We start from the raw sequence: 18670 nt of genomic DNA on the forward strand, positions 1-18670 counted from the left end.
CATGCTGGTCGCCACTGCCGTCTTCATCTTCACCCTCATTCTGGTCATCTGGCAGCCCAAGGGCCTGGGCGTCGGCTGGAGCGCCGCGCTCGGTGCGAGCATCGCACTGGCTACCGGCGCCGTGTCGCTGCACGACATTCCCACCGTCTGGTCGATCGTGTGGAACGCCACGGCCACCTTCATCGCCGTGATCGTCATCAGCCTGCTGCTGGACGAAGCCGGCTTCTTCGAGTGGGCCGCCCTGCACGTGGCCCGCTGGGCAAACGGCAGCGGTCATTGCCTGTTTGCCTTCTGCGTGCTGCTCGGCGCTGCCGTTTCGGCATTGTTCGCCAACGACGGGGCCGCACTGATTCTCACGCCGATCGTCATGTCGATGCTGCTCGCCCTGCGCTTCCCGCCAGCCGCGACCCTGGCCTTCGTCATGGCTGCCGGCTTCATTGCCGACACCGCGAGCCTGCCGCTGGTGGTTTCCAACCTGGTGAACATCGTCTCGGCCGACTACTTCAGGCTGGGCTTCGCCGAGTACGCTTCGGTGATGGTTCCGGTAAACCTAGCCAGCGTGGCCGCCACCCTGCTGGTGCTGTTCGTGTTTTTCCGTCGCGATCTTCCGAAGCAGTACGCACTCGAAGCCCTTCAGGAACCGAAGACGGCCATCCGTGACCGCGCGACCTTCATCGTTGGCGGGTGGACACTGCTGGTCCTGTTGGGCGGCCTGTTTGCCCTGGAACCCCTGGGCATCCCGATCAGCGGCGTGGCGGCCGCCTGTGCAGCCTGCCTGTTCGCCGTGGCGGCCCGCGGCCAGCGCATTTCTACCCGCCGTGTGCTGCGCGAGGCCCCGTGGCAGGTGGTGATCTTTTCCCTTGGCATGTACCTGGTGGTCTATGGCCTGAAGAATGCCGGCCTCACGGACCTGCTCACTCATCTGCTCGACCGGCTTGCCGAGCACGGCTTGTGGAGCGCCGCCCTCGGCACCGGGCTGCTCTCGGCGCTGCTGTCGTCGGTGATGAACAACATGCCCAGCGTACTGGTCGGCGCCCTGTCGATCCAGGCCAGCGCTGCCGATGGGCTGGTGCGCGAGGCGATGATCTACGCCAACGTCATCGGTTGCGACCTCGGCCCCAAGCTCACGCCCATCGGCAGCCTCGCCACGCTGCTCTGGCTGCACGTGCTGGAGCGCAAGGGCGTGCGCATCACCTGGGGCTACTACTTCAGGGTCGGCGTTCTCCTGACCTTGCCCGTCCTGCTGATCACCCTTTCAGCCCTGGCCCTGCGCCTGAGCCTCTGAAGTCCACCCCGAAGCGAGGAACCCTCCATGCGAGTCCTGTTCATGTGCACGGCCAACAGCTGCCGCAGCATTCTTTGCGAAGCCCTGTTCAACCACCTGGCCCCGTCAGGCTTCGAGGCCGTGAGCGCCGGCAGCTTCCCCAAGGGGCAAGTGCTGCCGCGCAGCCTCGGCACCCTGCAGCAGGCCGGCATTTCCATAGCAGGCCTGAGCAGCAAGGGTAACGAGGCCTTCGAGGACAACCCGCCGGACATCGTCATCACCGTCTGCGACAAGGCCGCCGGCGAAACCTGTCCGGTGTATTTCGGCCCCGCGCTGAAATCCCACTGGGGGCTGGAGGATCCCTCGGAGGTGGTGGGCGACGAGGCGTCGATCGATGCCGCCTTCCACGCCACGCTGGCGCGCATCAGGAAACGCTGCAGTGCCTTTTTCGCATTGCCCTTCGCCACGCTTGATCACGAAGGGCTCAAACGCGAACTGGATCGTATCGGCACACTCTAGGTCGGAGCAGTGGATATCGCCCCACGGCGCCTCTCGCCCCTTCGCCGTTCGTCGATGCCTGTCTGCCGCCACACGCACTACAAGGAAGCGTTGAGCTCGGAAATCAGTTTCTCACGATACCTCAGCGCCTCGACCGAGGCTTCCCCGAGGGAGCTGGCAACCGCGCTCAGCAGCCCCTGGGCGAGCAGCATGAAGGCGCACATGCTGTTGCTGAAGAACAGGCTGTGGTTGGGAACGTAGAAGCTGTGCAGGGCCGACTTCGCCAGCGGCGAACTGGCGGAGTCGGTCAGCGCGATGACGTCGATGCCGTGTCGCGCGGCTACTTCAGCCGTGGCCAGCACACTCGGGGTGTACGGGAAGCAGCTGGCAACCACCAGTACATCGCCGGCATCCATCTGCGCCAGGGCATCGGCCACGCCCTGGCGGCTGGAGTCCAGGGTGCTGACATCGGGACGCAACATCCCCAGGCCGTACGACATGAACAGCGCCAGGGAGTTGAACTGGCGCATGCCATGAATGCGCACGCGCCTTGCCGTGCTCAACCGGGCGACCACCTGGCCGAAGGTCTCGGGGTCGACCTGCTCGACCATGCTGGCGATGTTGGCGCTTTCCTGCCGACCCAGTCGGGCCAGTTGGCTGAGTGCGCCGGAATCATCGTGGCCGACCACCAGCCGGGAAGCCTGGTCACTGTAGAAGCTCTTGCCCTCGGTCAGCTCGCGACGGAACACGTCCTGCAGCTTGCTGAAGCCCGAATACCCCAGGCGCCGGGCCAGGCGGGACAGCGTGGAGGCGTTGACCCCCAGCTGCTCCGCCAATTCGCTGATGGACGAGACGGCAGCGCGCTGGGGGGATTCGATCAGCGACGTGAGCACGCGGGTCGAGCTGCTGCCCAGGGCTATGTCCACCTCTTGTCGCTCGATGGCGGCCAACAGTTCTTTCAAACCGCTGACCGTTTCGGGCAGTTGCTCGCTTGCTTTGCTCATCCGGCCATCCGTTATCTGGAAACAGAAACCACACCCGCTGCGTCCGGCTGCTCCGTCGAGCGGTGGGTATAAACGCGCCATTCTACAGTGCTCGCGGTCAGGGTGAAGACCGCGGTGGCCAGGGTGTTTTCGTCATCCGGGTCATCGGGCGCACAGCGATAGATGGGCAGGGCCGGGTCCGCCTCATCCCGCAACAGCTCAAGGGCCCGCGATGGATTGAAGCCCGTCTGCGCCTCTGCCAGCAGGCGCTCCACCCGCTGCTGGCGCGACCCCGAGCTGCCGGTCACCACCTGGCCGACCCCGGCAAGGGCCCCGTGGACCATGTGGTTGGAATGCCCGCCGGGTTGCACCACCTCGACCACAGCCGTTGCGGCGGCGCTCGCCTCGACACTGACCACCCGCGTCGAACCCGCCTGGCCGAAGGTATGGTGAAAGGACCCGGCCCTCGGCGTGGTGGCAACGGCGGCAATCGCCTCGTCGATGGACCGGGCATCCAGCGACGCGCGTCCCAGGATCTGGCGGGGCAAGCCGGCGGGAATATCGGTTGGCCGCAGGTTGTTGACGGTGGCGACCACGCCATGCTCATTCACCGCAAAGGTGTGGCCGGGAATGGAACCGGGGTAGATGAAGCTGGTGAAGGCCGCGCCTTCATCGGGCCGGGCATGCACGATCGCGCAATCGTTGCGCAGTTGCGGCAGCCCGTCTTCATTGTGCGCAATCAGCGTGCCCTGCGGCGTCTGGCCGTAGACGGTGGTACAGCCGTCCACGCTGGCCAGCCCCGCGAAGTCACCGCGGCAGTTCCACAGGAAGACTTCGTCCACCGGCAGTTGCAGCCCGGCGGCCAGGCCTTCGATTTCCTGCCAGTAACGCGGGTAGTGCCGACGCACCAGGGCCTGCATCTGCCGGGCCTTGTCGGAACCGGCCAAGGCAGCCAGCCGTTGCCACAGCGGCAAGGGCCGCAGCCGGGTGTTGACGGCCTCGCGACCGAATTCGCCCAGGCGCAAACCCAGGTCGTACGCGCTGCCGGCAATGTGAAGTTGAGCGAGCATGGTTAGGCGACCTTATGACACGTGCTGGAGAAATTCCCGCAGGCGCGGGCTGGGTGGGTTGGCGATCAGCGTTTCAGGTGCGCCGTCCTCGGCGATGCGCCCCTTGTCGATGAAAATCAGCCGGCTCGCCACCTTGCGCGCGAAGTCGACCTCATGGGTCACGATCACCATGGTCATGCCTTCTTCGGCCAGGGCCTTCATCACCGTCAGCACTTCATGGCGCAGTTCGGGATCCAGCGCCGAGGTCGGCTCATCGAACAGCATCATCTTCGGTTTCACCGCCAGGGCACGGGCAATCGCCACGCGCTGTTGCTGGCCGCCGGACAGTTGCGACGGGTAATGGTCGGCGCGCTCGGCCAGCCCCACCTTGGCCAGCAGCTCACGCCCCAGTGCATGCGCCTCGGCCTTGCCCGCCCCCCTCACCCGGATGGGCCCGAAGGCGACGTTTTCGAGTGCGGTCATTTGCGGGAACAGGTGAAACTGCTGGAACACCATGCCCGCCTCCTGGCGGATGAGCCGCTCATCCACCTTGGGGTCGTTGACCCGCAGGCCATCGACGATCAGCTCACCCTCGGTGACTTCCTCAAGCTTGTTGATGCAGCGCAACAGGGTGGACTTGCCCGAACCCGACGGACCGATAATGACCACCACCTCGCCGCTGGCAATAGTGAGGTCGATGTTGTGCAGTACCTGGGTACTGCCGAAGTGCTTGGAAACGTTCTTGAATTCGATCATAGGATTTTGAGTCTCGCTTCCATACGGCGCAGGACGTAGCTGAGCACCAGGGTAATGACCAGGTAGATCACCGCGACCGCGGACCAGATCTCCATGGCCCGGAAGTTGCCGGCGATCACTTCCTGGCCCTGGCGGGTCAGCTCGGCCACGCCGATGACGATGAACAGGGACGTATCCTTGATGCTGACGATCCACTGGTTGCCCAGCGCCGGAATCATCCGGCGAAATGCCAGCGGCGCGATGACGTAGCGCAGCGTGTCGCGGCGGGACAACCCCAGCGCCAGGCCGGCTTCACGGAACCCGTTGTTGATCGACAGCACCGCGCCCCGGGTGATTTCGCCGATGTAGGCCCCCGAGTTGAGCATGATGGTGGTGACGGCGGCACTGAACGGGTCGATGCGCACCGGAATCATCAGGGGCAAGGCAAAGTAGATGAACATCACCTGCACCATGATCGGGGTGCCACGGATCAGTTCGATGAAAACCAGCGCTACCCGACTGCTGAGGAACCCGCCGTAAGCGCGGGCAAAGCCCGCGATCACGCCGATGACGGCGCCGCCGATCAGGCCCAGGATGGAAATCCAGAGCGTGAGTTTGGCGCCTTCCAGCAAAACGGGGAGCGCATCCCAGATGGCGCTCCATTGAAAATGCATAACCGGAAACTCTCAAGAAAAGCGGAAGGGATTACTGCGGCTGGGTGCCGAACCATTTCTCGTAGATGCGCGCGTAGGTGCCATCCTCACGCAGCTTTTTCAGCGCCGCGTTGACCGGCTCGCGCAGTTCGCTGCCCTTGGGGAAGCCGATACCGTACTGCTGCGCCATCATCTGGCTGCCCACCGCCTTGACCTGCCCTTCGCCGGCCGTCTTGATGTAATAGAGCACGTTGGGCGTGTCGTGCATGGCGGCATCGACACGACCGGTACGCAGTTCCAGGTACGCATTGTCGATGTTCGGGAACTGGCGCAGTTCCCTGGCCTTGAAGTTGGCCTTGGCATAGTCGGCCGCCGAGGTGCCGCTCTTCACCGCCACGGTCTTGCCGGCGACGTCCGCTTCGCCCTTGATGCTGTCGTTATCGCTCTTGACCATCAGCAAAAAGCCGCTGTCGTAGTAGCCGTCGGAAAAGTCGATGGCCTGCTTGCGCTCTTCCTTGATGGTGATCCCCGCCAGGGCGGCGTCCACGTTATGGGTCTGCAGGGCCGGGATGATGCCGTTGAAATCCATCGGCTTGAGGCTGTACTTGACGCCCATCTCCTTGGCGATGGCCGCCCAGAGATCGATATCGAAGCCGACATACTCATTGCCCTGCTTGAACTCGAACGGCACGAACGCCGTGTCCGTGGCGATCAACAGTTCCTTGTCGGCGGCCTGGGAAGTGCAGGTGATGGCAAGGGCCACAGCTGCGAGCGATACCTTGAAGAATTTTTTCATCGTCTTTCCTCTGCAAAAGGGGGCTCGATCACCGATGTCGGTGCGAGGGAAAGCGGCAGTCAGTACGTATGGGGCGGGCCCCTGATTGTTTTTAGGTGGCGAGTCCATGCCAGGGATTCCAGCGAGCAGTGACTCTGCACTTGCTGCAATGCAAATATCCGTTGCTTCATTGCCATATGCAAGTATTATTTGCATGAACTTTGGAGGAATCATGAGCCACGTACTGCACCGAAGCTTCACCCAAACCTATCCCACCGCCGTTGCGGGCGACGGGCCGTACCTCATCGACAGCACTGGGCGCCGGTATCTGGATGCGAGTGGCGGTGCAGCGGTCTCGTGCCTGGGCCATAGCGATCCGCAGGTGATCGAGGCCGTCAGGCAGCAGATCGGGCAATTGGCCTATGCGCATACTTCATTCTTCACCACCGAGGTGATGGAAGAGCTGGCGGATTTTCTGGTGGCCCGCGCGCCGGCCGGCCTGGAGTCGGTGTACTTCGTCTCGGGGGGCTCCGAAGCCATCGAGACCGCACTGAAGCTGGCCCGGCAGTACTTCGTGGAAATCGGCCAGCCAAGTCGCCGGCATGTCATTGCGCGCCGCCAGAGCTACCACGGCAACACGTTGGGCGCGTTGGCGGCGGGCGGCAATGAGTGGCGTCGCCGCCAATTCGAGCCGCTGCTGATCGACGTCAGCCATGTCAGCCCCTGCTACGCCTACCGCGAGCAGCGCAACGGCGAAACTGCCGAACAGTTTGCCACTCGCCTTGCACTCGAACTGGAGGCGGAAATCCTCCGCCTGGGGCCGGACAATGTCATGGCCTTCGTCGCCGAGCCGGTGGTGGGAGCCACCCTGGGTGCGGTCACGGCGGTCCCCGGGTACTTCCGGCAGATCCGGCAGGTGTGCGACCGCTACGGCGTGCTGCTGATCCTGGACGAAGTCATGTGCGGCATGGGGCGTACCGGCTCACTGTTCGCCGCCGAGCAGGAAGGTATCAGCGCCGATCTGATCACCATCGCCAAGGGGCTGGGGGCCGGCTACCAGCCGATTGGCGCGACGCTGGTCAGTGCCCGGATACGCGACGCCATCGCGAACGGTTCCGGCTACTTCCAGCACGGGCACACCTACATCGGCCACGCTACGGCATGCGCCGCGGCGCTGGCGGTGCAGAAGGCCATCGAGCAGCGCGGCCTGCTCAATCGGGTGATCGACAGGGGCAATGCATTGCAGGCTCGCCTGATGGAAGTGCTGGGCAACCATGCCCATGTCGGCGATATCCGCGGACGCGGCCTGTTCCAGGGCCTTGAACTGGTCGCCGACCGGCAGGACAAGACCCCGTTCGCCCCCGAACTCAAGCTGCACGCACGCCTCAAGAAAGCCGCCATGAATGAAGGTTTGATGTGCTATCCGATGGGGGGCACGGTGGATGGCCAATACGGCGACCATATCCTGCTGGCACCGCCGTTCATCATCGATGAACACCACATCGACGAGATCGCCCACAAGCTGGCCCGCGCCATCGACGTGGCCATCAACGCACTCTGACTGAGCCCCCATGGAAATCAGATCCCGACTGACCCCGTTGCCAGCCGGCAACATGAGCGAAGATCAGCAGCGCGTACTCACCGACATCCTCAAGGGGCCGCGTGGCAACCTCGACGGGCCGTTCCTGGCGTGGATCCACAGCCCTGCGCTGGCCGATCACGCCCAGCGCCTGGGAGCGTTCTGCCGGTACGGCACGCGCCTTGAGCTGCGCCTGACCGAACTGGCGATATTGACCACTGCCGCCTGGTGGCGCTCCCAGGCCGAGTGGCAGATCCACGAGCCCATCGCCAGGTCCGCCGGCTTGTCCGGGGCGATCATCGATGCCTTGAGGGCACAGCAGGCCCCCTTGTTCGAGGCGGCAGACGAACAATGCGTCTACGACATCGGCCAATCGCTCCACGAGACCCGGCGCGTGCCAGCCGACCTCTATGAACAGGGCGTGGCGCTGTTCGGCGAGCCGGGACTGGTCGAACTGATCGGTGTGTATGGCTACTACACGCTGGTGGCGATGACGCTCAACGTGTTTGAAGTCCGGCGTGACCCGAACGTGCCGTTGCCGTTTGACGAGTCGCTTGGCTGATGTGCCCGCCTGTTGATTGCGGTTCCACGACTTGTTTCGCCGGCGTCATCGAGGGTTTCCTGAAGCGCCGCAACCCTTGATCCCCATGGCGGCTCCCCGGCACGGAGCCGCCTTCCAGGCACCGTGCAACCGTCACACTTTCGTCATCACAGATGCCCTCTGCTGGAAAGGCGACCCCGCGCTCGTTGTTGTGCGAGGAACTGCCTGAGATAGCGATAGGTCGCCCCAAACGGTGCCGCTGCCTGAGTGCACCCTCACCTTCAGACCGAATGATATATCGAGTAAGGGTCCAATGTTCTTCCCGCGTGCCAAGTTACGCCGGGACATAGCCGACAAATGGACAGGCTTTCATATGAAGTGGTGTTTTTTCGAGCATGAACGGGCCAGCCACAGTTTCACGCTAGTTGCATGACTGCCATCAAACAATGAAGGCAAATTAATATCAAAAGGCCATAGCTCTTACTCTATCCAATCCGTCACTGCCAAAATACAAGTGTGCGAAGCAACAGCTCTCCGCCGCGGTGCCACCCTGGATTCGCTCTACGGCAAAGGCCCTCACACAACTTGAGCATTGCAAGTAACAGGAAACACTCGCCCCCGGCTTGTCGAACAGTTCAAACATCCGATCATCGAGACTTAATAAGGTTTGACTGACTAGTCACTATTGACTATACCGTCTCCCAGGGACGGAACCCGGTCATCGACGATCTCAGGAGAGATCGTTGCGAGTTGAAGTCATTCCCGCCCCTTCTGGTACAGCAGTACGCGAAAGGAAGCCGGGTCAATTCGCGTTGTCATGGAAGGACAAAACGCCTTGAGCATTCTCGATAGCAGCATCAAACCGTCCGCAGAAGACCAGGCCGACCGTTTCACCGCACGCCATCTCGGCGACTGGCTGGTGTTCTGCCTGATTCTCTACATCAGCAGTGAACTGGACCGCCTCCTGGGGCTCTGGCTGCTCCTGATCCCCCTGCTCGCTGCACCCGCGCTGGTCGCATCCGGCAGTTTCATCGTAGGGTTCGCGGCCAATCTCTGGACGCGCCGCTGGAAACGCCTGGTGTCAGTCGTCGTAGCCCCCGTCATTACCGTCGGCCTGCTGACGGCCTCGTACCACTATGGCGTGGATGCCGGCTGGGTGAGCTTTCAGTTGAAGCGGCATGTCTACCTGGAAACGATTCGCAGCCTGCCGCAGTCGTCGGCCAAGTACCATGAGTGGAGTTGGGGCTCAACGGGTGGCGATGTCGGCACGAACGTGGCCTATACCCTCGTCTATGACGAAACGGACAAGCCACTGACCCAGCCCAGGAACGACAGGCAATGGCAGGATAATGCGTCGGTGCAGCCCTACGGGCATCACTTTTTCCTGGTGACCGAGCTGCGTTGAGGATCGCTACGACCCGGTCGGGATGATCCTCAACCAGGGCCATCGAGCCTGATAGCTTCTTGCTTTGGGCTCGAACAGGTTCGGATCAGGGTATTCGGGGTTGATACGCAGAATGCCCTGCTCCACGTCAGCCAGCCCATACGGCGCATAGACTTCCCCCGAGGCGACATCCAACCCGATGCACGTCCCGGCAATCAGGTAGCGGTCGATCCCCTCCCGGGTCGAATGCAGTTGGGAGTAGGAGCGGCCAAACCGCTCCTCGTACCAAAGATGGACACGGGCCTGGTTCCTCACCTCGATATTGACCCCGAGATCCTGGAACAGTCGCTCGACCGAGCGGATAACCGCATCCTCGGCTTCCCAGGACAGGTCCTCATCAAAGTAGAAAACGTCGTAGTCCTTTATCCCCCAGTCTGCCGGCAGTTTCGCCTGGTGATTCCACACGGCCTGGAACAGGCAGCCTGCGGTGAGCATGCACTGGTTCAGGCCCAGCGAAGGCAGGCGTGCGGTGATTTGAGCGTTGGCCGGATTGAGCATCGCCAGGCTGATCAGGCGTTCGACAGTCAATGTCATATGGGAGTCCTCTGGGATCTGCTGCTCGCCGTGCTGTGGCGCTGGTGCCCAGCGGCCCCGAACACGGGTTCATCCTGGCTCAGGGGCGTGTCACGCAAACGCGATACCTGATCCATCGATCGAATTCATCCTCCGGGTCCTGGTGAGTTTCAAGCACCTCCAGGAACCCGCAACGCTCAAGCCCCGTCAGGTCCTCAAGCGTCCACCCTGCGGGGAAATCGCTGGAAACATCCTTGCCCTGATGCTCGATCCAGTGGAAAGCCCCGAAAGGCAGGTAGCCCAGCCACTCCGACTTGTAGGTGATCTCGTCCACTGCGCTGGCTGCCACCAACGCCTTGATCCTGTCCTGGATGCTGCCCTGCCTATCACTCATTCTGCTCTCGCTGTTCCACGCAAGGCCAATACTGCCAGCACTGCGACCCAGATCACCGACACCCCATAGTTGAGTCGCTGGTACAGGCCAAACAGGTGCCCCTCGGCGAAGGCCTTGGCCATCATCGCCACGGTAACGATCGACAGGATGACACAGATTGCCGAAAACACGCCGAAGCCGGATGACGACAGCAGTCGCTTGCCGAGGAACACCCAGAACAATGCCGCCAGCGTCAGCGAAACGAACATCACCAGCCCCGACAGGTTGTGGATCTGTTGCGAGAGCGATGGCTGGGCAGGCACGCAGCCCTGGTCACAGGAGAAGTAGCCGGTGGCCAGGCTCGCCAGGCCATGCACGAAGATCAGCGCCGCACTGAGCAGCGCCAGCCGCGAGTCCCTGAAACGTCTGGCCAGCCCCCAGGCAAAGAGCATGAACCACAGCCCCAACGGGAAGTTGTTCACCCAGGCCGAGAAGCTGTGGGTGGGTGCCCCCTCGGCGCCCAATTGACTCATGGCCAGTTCCAGATGGCTGTAGCCCGGATAGGCGAGCGCAGTCAGGGTAACCCCCAGGAACAGCCAGAACGGAATCAGTACGCCCAATCCCAGCAAGGCACGATCGGTGGTTTTCACGGTATGGCGCTCCCTTGTCTTGTAATGATCAGTCCGCGCTCCATGCTAGGGAACAGCCCTCTCATGCGTTACCGATTTTTTTGCAAGGCAGCTTGCGCATGCGTCATGATGCCGCCCCCGCCCCATGGATGGCCCTCAATGACTCGACGCCTGCCGAGCACCTCCGCGCTGCTCGCCCTGGAAGCCGCCGCTCGCCACCAGAGCTTCGCCAAGGCCGCACAGGAACTGGCACTGAGCGAAGGTGCGATCAGCCGCCAGATCGCCAAGCTGGAGGACTTCATCGGGGTAAGGCTGTTCCATCGCGTGGGCAACCGCGTCGAACTGTCCGCTCCCGGCGCCAGCTATGCGGCACGCATGCGCACGGCGCTGGCCGACATCGAACGCCATACCCGCCAGTTGATGAGCGACACGCAAGGCATGACCTCACTGGAAATCGGCGTGATCCCGACCCTCGCCAGCCGCTGGCTGATCCCCAGGCTCGCGCGGTTTCGGGAGCGTCACCCGGACATCGAAGTCAATCTGCGCGAAAGGACGCAGCCTTTCTCTCTTGAGGAAAGCGACCTGCATGCGGCCATCAACTACGAGCACCCGACCTGGCAGTCGATGAAGGTGCAGTCGCTGTTCGAGGAACCCGTGGTCGCGGTCTGCCATCCACGCCTGGCCGACAGCGTGGCGCACAACATGCCGCTGCTGCACAAGCATAAAAGCCCCTACGGTTGGGACCGCTACGCGCAGCTCGCCAACCTGCAACTGCCCGGCATTTCGGCAGGCCCTACCTATGATCGCTACGCGCTGCTGATTGAAGCGGCCAAGGCCGGCATCGGCATGGCCCTGGTGCCGCGGCTTTATGTCGAGCAGGAATTGAAGGAAGGCCGGCTCAGTGCGCCATGGCCAACGTTCACCCAGTTGAGCGAACGTTATGTGCTGGTCACCCGACCTGCAGCGCAGCGCCCGCCGGCGCTGGAGAAGTTCGAACGCTGGCTGATCGAGGAAGGCGCCAGTCACCTTCCCGCGTGATCAGAACACCAGCTTGTAGCCGATGGTGAACAGCATCAACGCCAGGAACGGCCGCAGGAATCCGTCGGCCACCCGTCCGGCCAGATGACTGCCAAGGTAGATCCCGGGCAACGAGCCCATCAACAGGAAGCCCAGCAGTTCCCAGTTCATGTTGCCCATGCCCGCATGCCCCAGGCCCGCCACCAGCGTCAGTGGCACCGCATGGGCGATCTCGGTGCCGACCAGGCGCCGGGTCGGCAGGAACGGATAGAGGATGAACAACGCCACCGTGCCCAGGGCCCCGGCGCCGATGGAGGTCAGCGCCACCATGGTGCCCAGGACCAGGCCGGTCAGCACGGTCAGGCCGTTCAGCTTGGGCGCGCTGATTCGCGAGTGGTCGACGCCGCGCTGGTGGGCGAACCTCAGCAAGGTCTTCTTGAACAGCACCGCCAGCGCCGTCAGCAACAGCACCACGCCGAGCGCCTGCTTGATGATGCGGTTCAGTTCATCGGGCGCCTCGTTCAGGCTGCTGAGAAACCACAGGGTCAGCAACACTGCCGGCACGCTACCGAGGGTCAGCCAGCCGGTGATCTTCCAGTCGATATTGTCGTTGCGCTTGTGCACCAGCACGCCACCGGACTTGGTGATGGCCGCATAGAGCAAGTCCGTACCCACGGCGGTTGCCGGGTTGATACCGAACCACAACAGAATCGGCGTCATCAGCGAGCCGCCACCGACGCCCGTCATCCCTACGATAAAGCCGACCACCAAGCCTGCTACGACAAAACCGAAATTACCGACATCCATTAGCAAACCCTGGCGAGACGACCAAAACAGGCGCGCAGCATAGCGGTTAATCTTATGACCGTTTATAAAAATAAAATCTATCGTTATAACCATATCAATGATCGGGCTGATGCTTTTTCTGTTTCAGCAGAGGGATTTGCCTCCTTGAGAACACCTCATAACCCCAGGGGGAACCGGGAGGAAACCCCGAACAGCAAGGGGTCAGTACTGTGATCAGCGCCCCGGCTGCCACTGCGGATACTGCACCAGCCCTTCGTACCGCAACCACGGCACATCATGGGACACCCAGATGTGCTGCTCGGGGATCACCCCCGGGTCCTCGTCCAACGTCGCCACTCGCACGATCACCACCGGCATGTTCAGCCGCTCGGCCATCAGGTGCGAGCCACAACGCGAACAGAAATGCCGCAGCTTGCCAGGTGACGACTCATAGGCCGTCAGCGCGTCCCGCCCCGTCTTCCAGCGAAAGTGTTCACGCTTGACGCCGGCCGTGCTGGCAAACGCTGCCGCGTGGGTCTTGCGGCAGGTCTGGCAATGGCAATGCCCGATCGGCATGTCGAGCGCATCGACTTCATAGGTGACCGTTCCACACGCACAACTGCCCTTCATATCGGCTCCCGGCTCATGGCTGATTCGAGGGCATCCTACACCGCTGCCGCAGCAGGCGTCAGGTCGCGCGAGACATCAATCCCGGCGCACGCAGCAATAGGCCTCGGTGCGATAGGGAAAGGCAACGGTTTCCTGGCCACGCAAGGCCGGATGGGTCTGAATCAGCTGTTGAAGCTGATCGGCGACAGCGGCCTTTTCCGCCGGCGCTAACGCCGCGATGAAACTGACCGACAGGAATCGATCGATGATCACCTCCCGGGGCGTCCCCACATGGCTGTACTCGAAACGGCTCAGTTGCGGCGCCGAGAAGTAGCGACTGTCGTTGAAGGGCAAGCGCCAGGCACCGGTATGAAAACGCGGCGTGTCACCCTCGTAGGGCGTGATGATCCGGGTGATCTGCGCCACCCAGTCCACCGATTCGTCGCGCACGTTCCACACCAGCCCCAACCGACCGCCGGGCCTGAGTACCCGATGGATCTCGGCCAGCGATGATTCATGGGCAAACCAGTGAAAGGCCTGGGCACAGGTCAGCGCATCCGCGCTGCCGGCGTCCAGCGGCATGGCGTCGGCGGTGCCCGACAGCGCGCGCACCTGCGGCAGGCGCGCCAACAGCTCGGCGCGCATGGCCTCCACCGGTTCGACCGCGGTCACCATGGCCCCGGTCTGACTGAGCAGGCGGGTGAACTTGCCGGTGCCGGCGCCCAGATCGATTACCCGGGCAGTGGGGACGGCGCCCAGGGTGTCACGCAACCATGGCAGCAACTCGGCGGGATAGTCAGGGCGCCCCTGGGCGTAGGTCTTGGCTTCGGCGCTGAAGCCGACTTGTGCAGCCTGGTGAACACCCGACATACCAGCGATCTCCGTAGGTCAATCCTGCAGGATACTACCCGAATCAGTCATCCAGATCCTTGGGCGCGGCAGGCGCCTTGCCCGGTTTTTCCGCCTTGCCGGGCTTGCCGCCCTTCTCCGGCTTGGCTTCGGCGGCGGCCGGGGCTGGCGCGGGTGTCGGCGCGACGGTAGCTTTCTCGGCAGCCGGCAAGTCATCGACCGCCTTGAACACCTCGGCGATCGGCAACGGCCCGTCATGCTCGAGGGTCTTCTGCTGGCCGTCCTTGCCCACCAGAATCACCGTGGACTTGCCTTCCGGTGTGACGCCCAGCTTCAGTCCACGGATCAGCGCCATGGTGGTCGGCTGCTCCATGTATTTGTCGGCGCGCTTGCCCACCGTCTGGGCCACTTCGTACAGCACCAGTTGACGCTCGTCGAACGCCTTGCGGTTGGCCGGCTCGTCAAGGGCCTTCTTCAACCCGACCAGGGTCGGGTCCGCGGTGCTCGGTGCAATCACCACCAGTGCGCGGGATTTTCCGAAGTCCTGGGCCAACGGAGAGTCGACATCGGCGGCCAGCAACGGGCCGGACGCGAAGATCGACAGGGCGGCGAGGGTCAAAGACCGGACGAACATACACACCTCCTTTGAATATTCATGGGGTAATGATTGCGCATCGTAGGAAAAGATCCACACAGGGCCGAGTTATTTCTCAAAATTCAGGTAACGGGATCTTTCTTCCAACAGGATATCGAACAGCGCCTGGGCCGCCGTGGACAACTCATGGCCCGGTTTGGTCAACACGCCGATGGCCCGCTCGACCACAGGCCCATGCAGGGTGAGGCAACGCGCACCCAGCTCGCGCATCTGCCCGACACACAGCGCCGGCACCGCGCTCACGCCCAGGCCACTGGCGACCATGCGCCCCACCGTCGCCAGTTGATGGCTCTCGAACTCCACCGGCAAGGTCATGCCCCGGGCATGCAGGTGCTCCTCGAGCATCACCCGCACATTCGACGGGCGCTGCAAGGTGATGAAGGGCTCACGCAGCAAGGTGTCCCAATCGATCTCGGCCGCGTCGGCCAGCGGCGAATCCGCCGGCACCACGGCCACGAAGCGATCGATGTACAGCGGCGTAAAGCGTAACGACGAGTTCTGCAGCGGCTCGAAGGCCACGCCCAACTCCACCTGGCGATCGCCGACCATCTCCAGTACCTGCTCGTTGATCACATCGTTCACCGCCACGTTGACCTGCGGGTAGCGCGCGCGAAAGGTCTTGAGGATCGGCGGCAGCAGGTTGCCGGCGAACGACGGCATCGCCGCCAGGGTCACCCGGCCGCGCTGCAGGGTGAAACGTTGGCGTAATTCATCCTCGGCATTGTCCCAGTCGGCGATCAGGCGCCGGGCCAGCGGCACCAGCGCCTCGCCCTCGGGAGTCAGGGCGACGTTGCGGGTGTTGCGACTGAACAGGCGCCCGCCCAGCCCTTCCTCCAACGCCTTGATGGTCAGGCTCAGGGCCGATTGCGAGAGGAACAGCCGTTCACCGGCCACGGCGAAACTCAGGCTCTGGGCAACGGCGAGAAACGCCCTAAGCTGTTTGACGGTCATCGGAATTTTCTCATGGCAGCGGGCATTTATTGATTTTTCTCAATCAATCAAACCTAAAAATCAACTTAACAAATATATTTCCCGGAGCAACACTCTGTCCAAAGGTCGTGAAGGCCAACGAACAACAAAAGAGGATCATGCAGATGGCAGGTTTCGATAAACGCGTGGCGTCCTACGAGGAGGCCCTCGCCGGCCTCGAAGACGGCATGACCGTACTCTCCGGCGGCTTCGGCCTGTGTGGCATCCCGGAAAACCTGATCGCCGAGATCAAGCGCCGTGGCACCCGCGACCTCACCGTGGTTTCCAACAACTGCGGCGTCGATGGTTTCGGCCTCGGCGTGCTGCTCGAAGACCGGCAGATCCGCAAGGTGGTGGCCTCCTACGTCGGCGAGAACGCCCTGTTCGAGAAGCAACTGCTCAGCGGGGAAATCGAAGTGGTGCTGACCCCGCAAGGTACCCTGGCCGAGAAGATGCGCGCCGGCGGGGCTGGCATTCCGGCCTTTTTCACCGCCACCGGCGTCGGCACCCCCGTGGCCGAGGGCAAGGAAACCCGTGAATTCAACGGCCGCCCGTACCTGATGGAAGAATCCATCACCGGCGACTTCGCCATCGTCAAGGGCTGGAAAGCCGACCATTTCGGCAACGTCATCTATCGCCATACCGCACAGAACTTCAACCCGCTGGCGGCCACCGCCGGCCGGATCACCGTGGTCGAAGTCGAGGAAATCGTCGAGCCGGGCGAACTGGACCCGGCGCAGATCCATACCCCGGGCATCTACGTCGACCGGATCATCTGCGGCACGTTCGAGAAGCGCATCGAACAGCGCACCGTGCGCAAGTAATCCCCGGCCCCCTCGACTTACGGAGAACAAGAACATGGCACTTTCCCGCGAACAAATGGCCCAGCGCGTCGCCCGCGAGCTGCAGGACGGCTTCTACGTCAACCTCGGCATCGGCATCCCGACCCTGGTCGCCAACTACATCCCGGCCGGCATGGAAGTCATGCTGCAATCGGAAAACGGCCTGCTCGGCATGGGCGCCTTCCCCACCGAAGACGCGGTCGACGCCGACATGATCAACGCCGGCAAGCAGACCGTCACCGCCCGTATCGGCGCGTCGATCTTCTCCTCCGCCGAATCCTTCGCGATGATCCGCGGCGGCCACATCGACCTGACCGTACTCGGCGCCTTCGAGGTCGACGTGCAGGGCAACATCGCCTCCTGGATGATCCCCGGCAAGCTGGTCAAGGGCATGGGCGGCGCCATGGACCTGGTGGCGGGAGCCGAGAACATCATCGTCACCATGACCCATGCCTCCAAGGATGGCGAATCGAAACTGCTGTCCAAATGCAGCCTGCCGCTGACCGGTGCCAATTGCATCAAGCGCGTGCTGACGGACCTGGCCTACCTGGAAATCGAAAATGGCGCTTTTGTCCTCAAGGAACGCGCTCCTGGCGTCAGCGTCGAAGAGATTGTCAGCAAGACCGCGGGTAAACTGATCGTTCCCGACCATGTGCCTGAAATGCAGTTTTCCTGATGAGGAATGAAGCGATGCAAGACGTAGTGATTGTTGCCGCCACCCGTACGGCGATCGGCAGCTTCCAGGGTGCGCTGGCCAACGTCAGCGCGGTGGATCTCGGTGCGGCGGTGATCCGCCAGTTGCTGAGCCAGACCGGCCTGGACGGTGCGCAGGTCGATGAAGTGATCATGGGCCAGGTGCTCACCGCCGGTGCCGGCCAGAACCCGGCGCGCCAGGCCGCGATCAAGGCCGGCCTGCCCCACGCCGTGCCGGCCATGACTCTGAACAAGGTCTGCGGTTCGGGCCTCAAGGCCCTGCACCTGGGCGCCCAGGCTATCCGCTGCGGCGATGCCGAGGTGATCATCGCCGGAGGCCAGGAAAACATGAGCCTGTCCAACTACGTGCTGCCCGGTGCCCGCACCGGCCTGCGCATGGGCCATAGCCAGATGATCGACACCATGATCAGCGACGGGCTGTGGGACGCGTTCAACGACTACCACATGGGCATCACCGCCGAGAACCTGGTGGCCAAGTACGACATCAGCCGTGAAGCCCAGGATGCCTTCGCCGCCGCCTCGCAGCAGAAGGCCGTGGCCGCCATCGAGGCCGGGCGTTTCGTCGACGAGATCACGCCGATCCTGATTCCCCAGCGCAAGGGCGACCCGCTGGCATTCGCCACCGACGAACAGCCACGCGCCGGCACCACGGCCGAGGCGCTGGCCAAACTCAAGCCGGCGTTCAAGAAGGACGGCACGGTGACCGCGGGCAACGCCTCGTCGCTGAACGACGGCGCCGCCGCGGTGATCCTGATGAGCGCCGCCAAGGCCGAGGCCCTGGGCCTGCCGGTGCTGGCGAAGATCGCCGGTTATGCCAACGCGGGTGTCGACCCGGCGATCATGGGCATCGGCCCGGTCAGCGCGACCAGGCGCTGCCTGGAAAAGGCCGGCTGGAGCCTGGAGCAACTGGACCTGATCGAAGCCAACGAGGCCTTCGCCGCCCAGTCGCTGTCGGTGGGCCAGGAACTGGGTTGGGACGCCAGCAAGGTCAACGTCAATGGTGGCGCCATTGCATTGGGCCATCCGATCGGCGCCTCGGGTTGCCGGGTGCTGGTGACCCTGCTGCACGAAATGATCAAGCGTGATGCGAAAAAAGGCCTGGCGACCCTGTGCATCGGCGGTGGCCAGGGCGTGGCACTGGCGATCGAGCGTTAAAAAAGGTCCCTTCGCGGGCAAGCCCGGCTCCTGTGGAA

Annotated in this window: 22 protein-coding genes; 9 read left to right on the forward strand and 13 right to left on the reverse strand. The window is 63.1% G+C overall.

Annotated elements, in window-relative coordinates; all coding sequences use genetic code 11:
* Window position 1 precedes the first annotated feature (1 nt).
* Both ACMGT0_RS18020 and ACMGT0_RS18025 read left to right on the forward strand, forming a co-directional pair.
* On the forward strand, window positions 2-1285 hold the full coding sequence (locus tag ACMGT0_RS18020; RefSeq protein ID WP_416769129.1) for an arsenic transporter: 1284 nt from the start codon (window positions 2-4) through the stop codon (window positions 1283-1285).
* 27 nt (window positions 1286-1312) lie between these two features.
* Entirely contained in the window at window positions 1313-1783 is a 471-nt protein-coding gene (locus tag ACMGT0_RS18025) for an arsenate reductase ArsC (protein WP_054059976.1), read from the forward strand.
* Window positions 1784-1860: 77 nt separating this feature from the next.
* On the opposite strand, the gene ACMGT0_RS18030 is transcribed toward ACMGT0_RS18025, so the two are convergent.
* The 5 genes from ACMGT0_RS18030 to glnH are packed head-to-tail and all read right to left on the reverse strand — an operon-like array spanning window position 1861 to window position 5978.
* A complete protein-coding gene (locus ACMGT0_RS18030) occupies window positions 1861-2766 on the reverse strand; it encodes a MurR/RpiR family transcriptional regulator (RefSeq protein ID WP_054059977.1) in 906 nt (301 codons plus the stop codon).
* 11 nt (window positions 2767-2777) lie between these two features.
* A complete protein-coding gene (locus tag ACMGT0_RS18035; RefSeq protein WP_416769131.1) occupies window positions 2778-3815 on the reverse strand; it encodes a C45 family autoproteolytic acyltransferase/hydolase in 1038 nt (345 codons plus the stop codon).
* A gap of 12 nt (window positions 3816-3827) precedes the next feature.
* Window positions 3828-4550, reverse strand: a complete 723-nt coding sequence (gene glnQ / locus ACMGT0_RS18040) for a glutamine ABC transporter ATP-binding protein GlnQ (protein WP_416769133.1) — start codon at window positions 4548-4550, stop codon at window positions 3828-3830.
* Complete coding sequence (gene glnP / locus ACMGT0_RS18045; protein WP_054059980.1) at window positions 4547-5203, reverse strand: glutamine ABC transporter permease GlnP; 657 nt, start codon at window positions 5201-5203, stop codon at window positions 4547-4549. Before glnP ends, glnQ begins: the two co-directional genes overlap by 4 nt.
* A gap of 31 nt (window positions 5204-5234) precedes the next feature.
* The gene (gene glnH / locus ACMGT0_RS18050) at window positions 5235-5978 is read right to left on the reverse strand and encodes a glutamine ABC transporter substrate-binding protein GlnH (RefSeq protein ID WP_054059981.1); all 744 of its coding nucleotides are present in this window, start codon (window positions 5976-5978) and stop codon (window positions 5235-5237) included.
* Window positions 5979-6189: 211 nt separating this feature from the next.
* Between glnH and ACMGT0_RS18055 the strand changes: the two genes are divergently transcribed.
* The 3 genes from ACMGT0_RS18055 to ACMGT0_RS18065 all read left to right on the forward strand — a co-directional run bounded on the left by ACMGT0_RS18055 (window position 6190) and on the right by ACMGT0_RS18065 (window position 9482).
* Entirely contained in the window at window positions 6190-7518 is a 1329-nt protein-coding gene (locus ACMGT0_RS18055; protein WP_416769135.1) for an aspartate aminotransferase family protein, read from the forward strand.
* Between the two features lie 10 nt (window positions 7519-7528).
* Window positions 7529-8098, forward strand: a complete 570-nt coding sequence (locus ACMGT0_RS18060) for a carboxymuconolactone decarboxylase family protein (RefSeq protein WP_273826257.1) — start codon at window positions 7529-7531, stop codon at window positions 8096-8098.
* An 814-nt stretch (window positions 8099-8912) separates the two neighbouring features.
* Window positions 8913-9482, forward strand: a complete 570-nt coding sequence (locus ACMGT0_RS18065; protein ID WP_054059992.1) for a hypothetical protein — start codon at window positions 8913-8915, stop codon at window positions 9480-9482.
* A gap of 6 nt (window positions 9483-9488) precedes the next feature.
* On the opposite strand, the gene ACMGT0_RS18070 is transcribed toward ACMGT0_RS18065, so the two are convergent.
* The 3 genes from ACMGT0_RS18070 to ACMGT0_RS18080 all read right to left on the reverse strand — a co-directional run bounded on the left by ACMGT0_RS18070 (window position 9489) and on the right by ACMGT0_RS18080 (window position 11057).
* On the reverse strand, window positions 9489-10055 hold the full coding sequence (locus tag ACMGT0_RS18070; protein ID WP_054059984.1) for a nucleotidyltransferase family protein: 567 nt from the start codon (window positions 10053-10055) through the stop codon (window positions 9489-9491).
* 79 nt (window positions 10056-10134) lie between these two features.
* Window positions 10135-10428 carry a hypothetical protein gene (locus tag ACMGT0_RS18075; RefSeq protein ID WP_054059985.1) on the reverse strand — a complete coding sequence of 98 codons (294 nt, stop codon included), beginning with the start codon at window positions 10426-10428 and terminating at the stop codon, window positions 10135-10137.
* Window positions 10425-11057 carry a DUF998 domain-containing protein gene (locus ACMGT0_RS18080; protein ID WP_054064351.1) on the reverse strand — a complete coding sequence of 211 codons (633 nt, stop codon included), beginning with the start codon at window positions 11055-11057 and terminating at the stop codon, window positions 10425-10427. Before ACMGT0_RS18080 ends, ACMGT0_RS18075 begins: the two co-directional genes overlap by 4 nt.
* 138 nt (window positions 11058-11195) lie before the next feature.
* Here ACMGT0_RS18080 and ACMGT0_RS18085 point away from each other — a divergent pair, with 138 nt between their 5' ends.
* Window positions 11196-12074: a LysR substrate-binding domain-containing protein gene (locus ACMGT0_RS18085; protein ID WP_416769138.1), complete on the forward strand. Its 879-nt coding sequence runs from the start codon at window positions 11196-11198 to the stop codon at window positions 12072-12074.
* On the opposite strand, the gene ACMGT0_RS18090 is transcribed toward ACMGT0_RS18085, so the two are convergent.
* The 5 genes from ACMGT0_RS18090 to ACMGT0_RS18110 form a co-directional block, all read right to left on the reverse strand.
* The gene (locus tag ACMGT0_RS18090; protein WP_416769140.1) at window positions 12075-12860 is read right to left on the reverse strand and encodes a sulfite exporter TauE/SafE family protein; all 786 of its coding nucleotides are present in this window, start codon (window positions 12858-12860) and stop codon (window positions 12075-12077) included.
* Window positions 12861-13073: 213 nt separating this feature from the next.
* Window positions 13074-13469 (reverse strand): GFA family protein, encoded by a 396-nt coding sequence (locus ACMGT0_RS18095; RefSeq protein WP_054059989.1) that lies wholly within the window; start codon window positions 13467-13469, stop codon window positions 13074-13076.
* Window positions 13470-13544: 75 nt separating this feature from the next.
* The gene (locus ACMGT0_RS18100; RefSeq protein ID WP_054064353.1) at window positions 13545-14318 is read right to left on the reverse strand and encodes a class I SAM-dependent methyltransferase; all 774 of its coding nucleotides are present in this window, start codon (window positions 14316-14318) and stop codon (window positions 13545-13547) included.
* Between the two features lie 43 nt (window positions 14319-14361).
* The gene (locus ACMGT0_RS18105; protein ID WP_054064354.1) at window positions 14362-14931 is read right to left on the reverse strand and encodes a DUF4174 domain-containing protein; all 570 of its coding nucleotides are present in this window, start codon (window positions 14929-14931) and stop codon (window positions 14362-14364) included.
* 69 nt (window positions 14932-15000) lie between these two features.
* Entirely contained in the window at window positions 15001-15903 is a 903-nt protein-coding gene (locus ACMGT0_RS18110; RefSeq protein WP_054060778.1) for a LysR family transcriptional regulator, read from the reverse strand.
* 143 nt (window positions 15904-16046) lie between these two features.
* On the opposite strand from ACMGT0_RS18110, the gene ACMGT0_RS18115 reads away from it, so the two are divergent.
* The 3 genes from ACMGT0_RS18115 to ACMGT0_RS18125 are packed head-to-tail and all read left to right on the forward strand — an operon-like array spanning window position 16047 to window position 18632.
* Window positions 16047-16745, forward strand: a complete 699-nt coding sequence (locus tag ACMGT0_RS18115) for a CoA transferase subunit A (protein WP_026144891.1) — start codon at window positions 16047-16049, stop codon at window positions 16743-16745.
* A gap of 34 nt (window positions 16746-16779) precedes the next feature.
* Window positions 16780-17439: a CoA transferase subunit B gene (locus tag ACMGT0_RS18120; RefSeq protein WP_017902124.1), complete on the forward strand. Its 660-nt coding sequence runs from the start codon at window positions 16780-16782 to the stop codon at window positions 17437-17439.
* A 14-nt stretch (window positions 17440-17453) separates the two neighbouring features.
* Window positions 17454-18632: an acetyl-CoA C-acetyltransferase gene (locus ACMGT0_RS18125; RefSeq protein ID WP_416769143.1), complete on the forward strand. Its 1179-nt coding sequence runs from the start codon at window positions 17454-17456 to the stop codon at window positions 18630-18632.
* Window positions 18633-18670: the final 38 nt, after the last annotated feature.

The sequence above is a fragment of the Pseudomonas sp. RHF3.3-3 genome (genome assembly GCF_048069595.1).
Classification (GTDB): Bacteria; Pseudomonadota; Gammaproteobacteria; order Pseudomonadales; family Pseudomonadaceae; genus Aquipseudomonas; species Aquipseudomonas fuscovaginae_B.

Coding starts and splice junctions, on each gene's coding strand:
- ACMGT0_RS18020 (WP_416769129.1), top strand. CDS start 2: ATGCTGGTCGCCACTGCCGTCTTCATCTTCACCCTCATTCTGGTCATC.
- ACMGT0_RS18025 (WP_054059976.1), top strand. CDS start 1,313: ATGCGAGTCCTGTTCATGTGCACGGCCAACAGCTGCCGCAGCATTCTT.
- ACMGT0_RS18030 (WP_054059977.1), bottom strand. CDS start 2,766: ATGAGCAAAGCAAGCGAGCAACTGCCCGAAACGGTCAGCGGTTTGAAA.
- ACMGT0_RS18035 (WP_416769131.1), bottom strand. CDS start 3,815: ATGCTCGCTCAACTTCACATTGCCGGCAGCGCGTACGACCTGGGTTTG.
- glnQ (WP_416769133.1), bottom strand. CDS start 4,550: ATGATCGAATTCAAGAACGTTTCCAAGCACTTCGGCAGTACCCAGGTA.
- glnP (WP_054059980.1), bottom strand. CDS start 5,203: ATGCATTTTCAATGGAGCGCCATCTGGGATGCGCTCCCCGTTTTGCTG.
- glnH (WP_054059981.1), bottom strand. CDS start 5,978: ATGAAAAAATTCTTCAAGGTATCGCTCGCAGCTGTGGCCCTTGCCATC.
- ACMGT0_RS18055 (WP_416769135.1), top strand. CDS start 6,190: ATGAGCCACGTACTGCACCGAAGCTTCACCCAAACCTATCCCACCGCC.
- ACMGT0_RS18060 (WP_273826257.1), top strand. CDS start 7,529: ATGGAAATCAGATCCCGACTGACCCCGTTGCCAGCCGGCAACATGAGC.
- ACMGT0_RS18070 (WP_054059984.1), bottom strand. CDS start 10,055: ATGACATTGACTGTCGAACGCCTGATCAGCCTGGCGATGCTCAATCCG.
- ACMGT0_RS18075 (WP_054059985.1), bottom strand. CDS start 10,428: ATGAGTGATAGGCAGGGCAGCATCCAGGACAGGATCAAGGCGTTGGTG.
- ACMGT0_RS18085 (WP_416769138.1), top strand. CDS start 11,196: ATGACTCGACGCCTGCCGAGCACCTCCGCGCTGCTCGCCCTGGAAGCC.
- ACMGT0_RS18090 (WP_416769140.1), bottom strand. CDS start 12,860: ATGGATGTCGGTAATTTCGGTTTTGTCGTAGCAGGCTTGGTGGTCGGC.
- ACMGT0_RS18095 (WP_054059989.1), bottom strand. CDS start 13,469: ATGAAGGGCAGTTGTGCGTGTGGAACGGTCACCTATGAAGTCGATGCG.
- ACMGT0_RS18100 (WP_054064353.1), bottom strand. CDS start 14,318: ATGTCGGGTGTTCACCAGGCTGCACAAGTCGGCTTCAGCGCCGAAGCC.
- ACMGT0_RS18105 (WP_054064354.1), bottom strand. CDS start 14,931: ATGTTCGTCCGGTCTTTGACCCTCGCCGCCCTGTCGATCTTCGCGTCC.
- ACMGT0_RS18110 (WP_054060778.1), bottom strand. CDS start 15,903: ATGACCGTCAAACAGCTTAGGGCGTTTCTCGCCGTTGCCCAGAGCCTG.
- ACMGT0_RS18115 (WP_026144891.1), top strand. CDS start 16,047: ATGGCAGGTTTCGATAAACGCGTGGCGTCCTACGAGGAGGCCCTCGCC.
- ACMGT0_RS18120 (WP_017902124.1), top strand. CDS start 16,780: ATGGCACTTTCCCGCGAACAAATGGCCCAGCGCGTCGCCCGCGAGCTG.
- ACMGT0_RS18125 (WP_416769143.1), top strand. CDS start 17,454: ATGCAAGACGTAGTGATTGTTGCCGCCACCCGTACGGCGATCGGCAGC.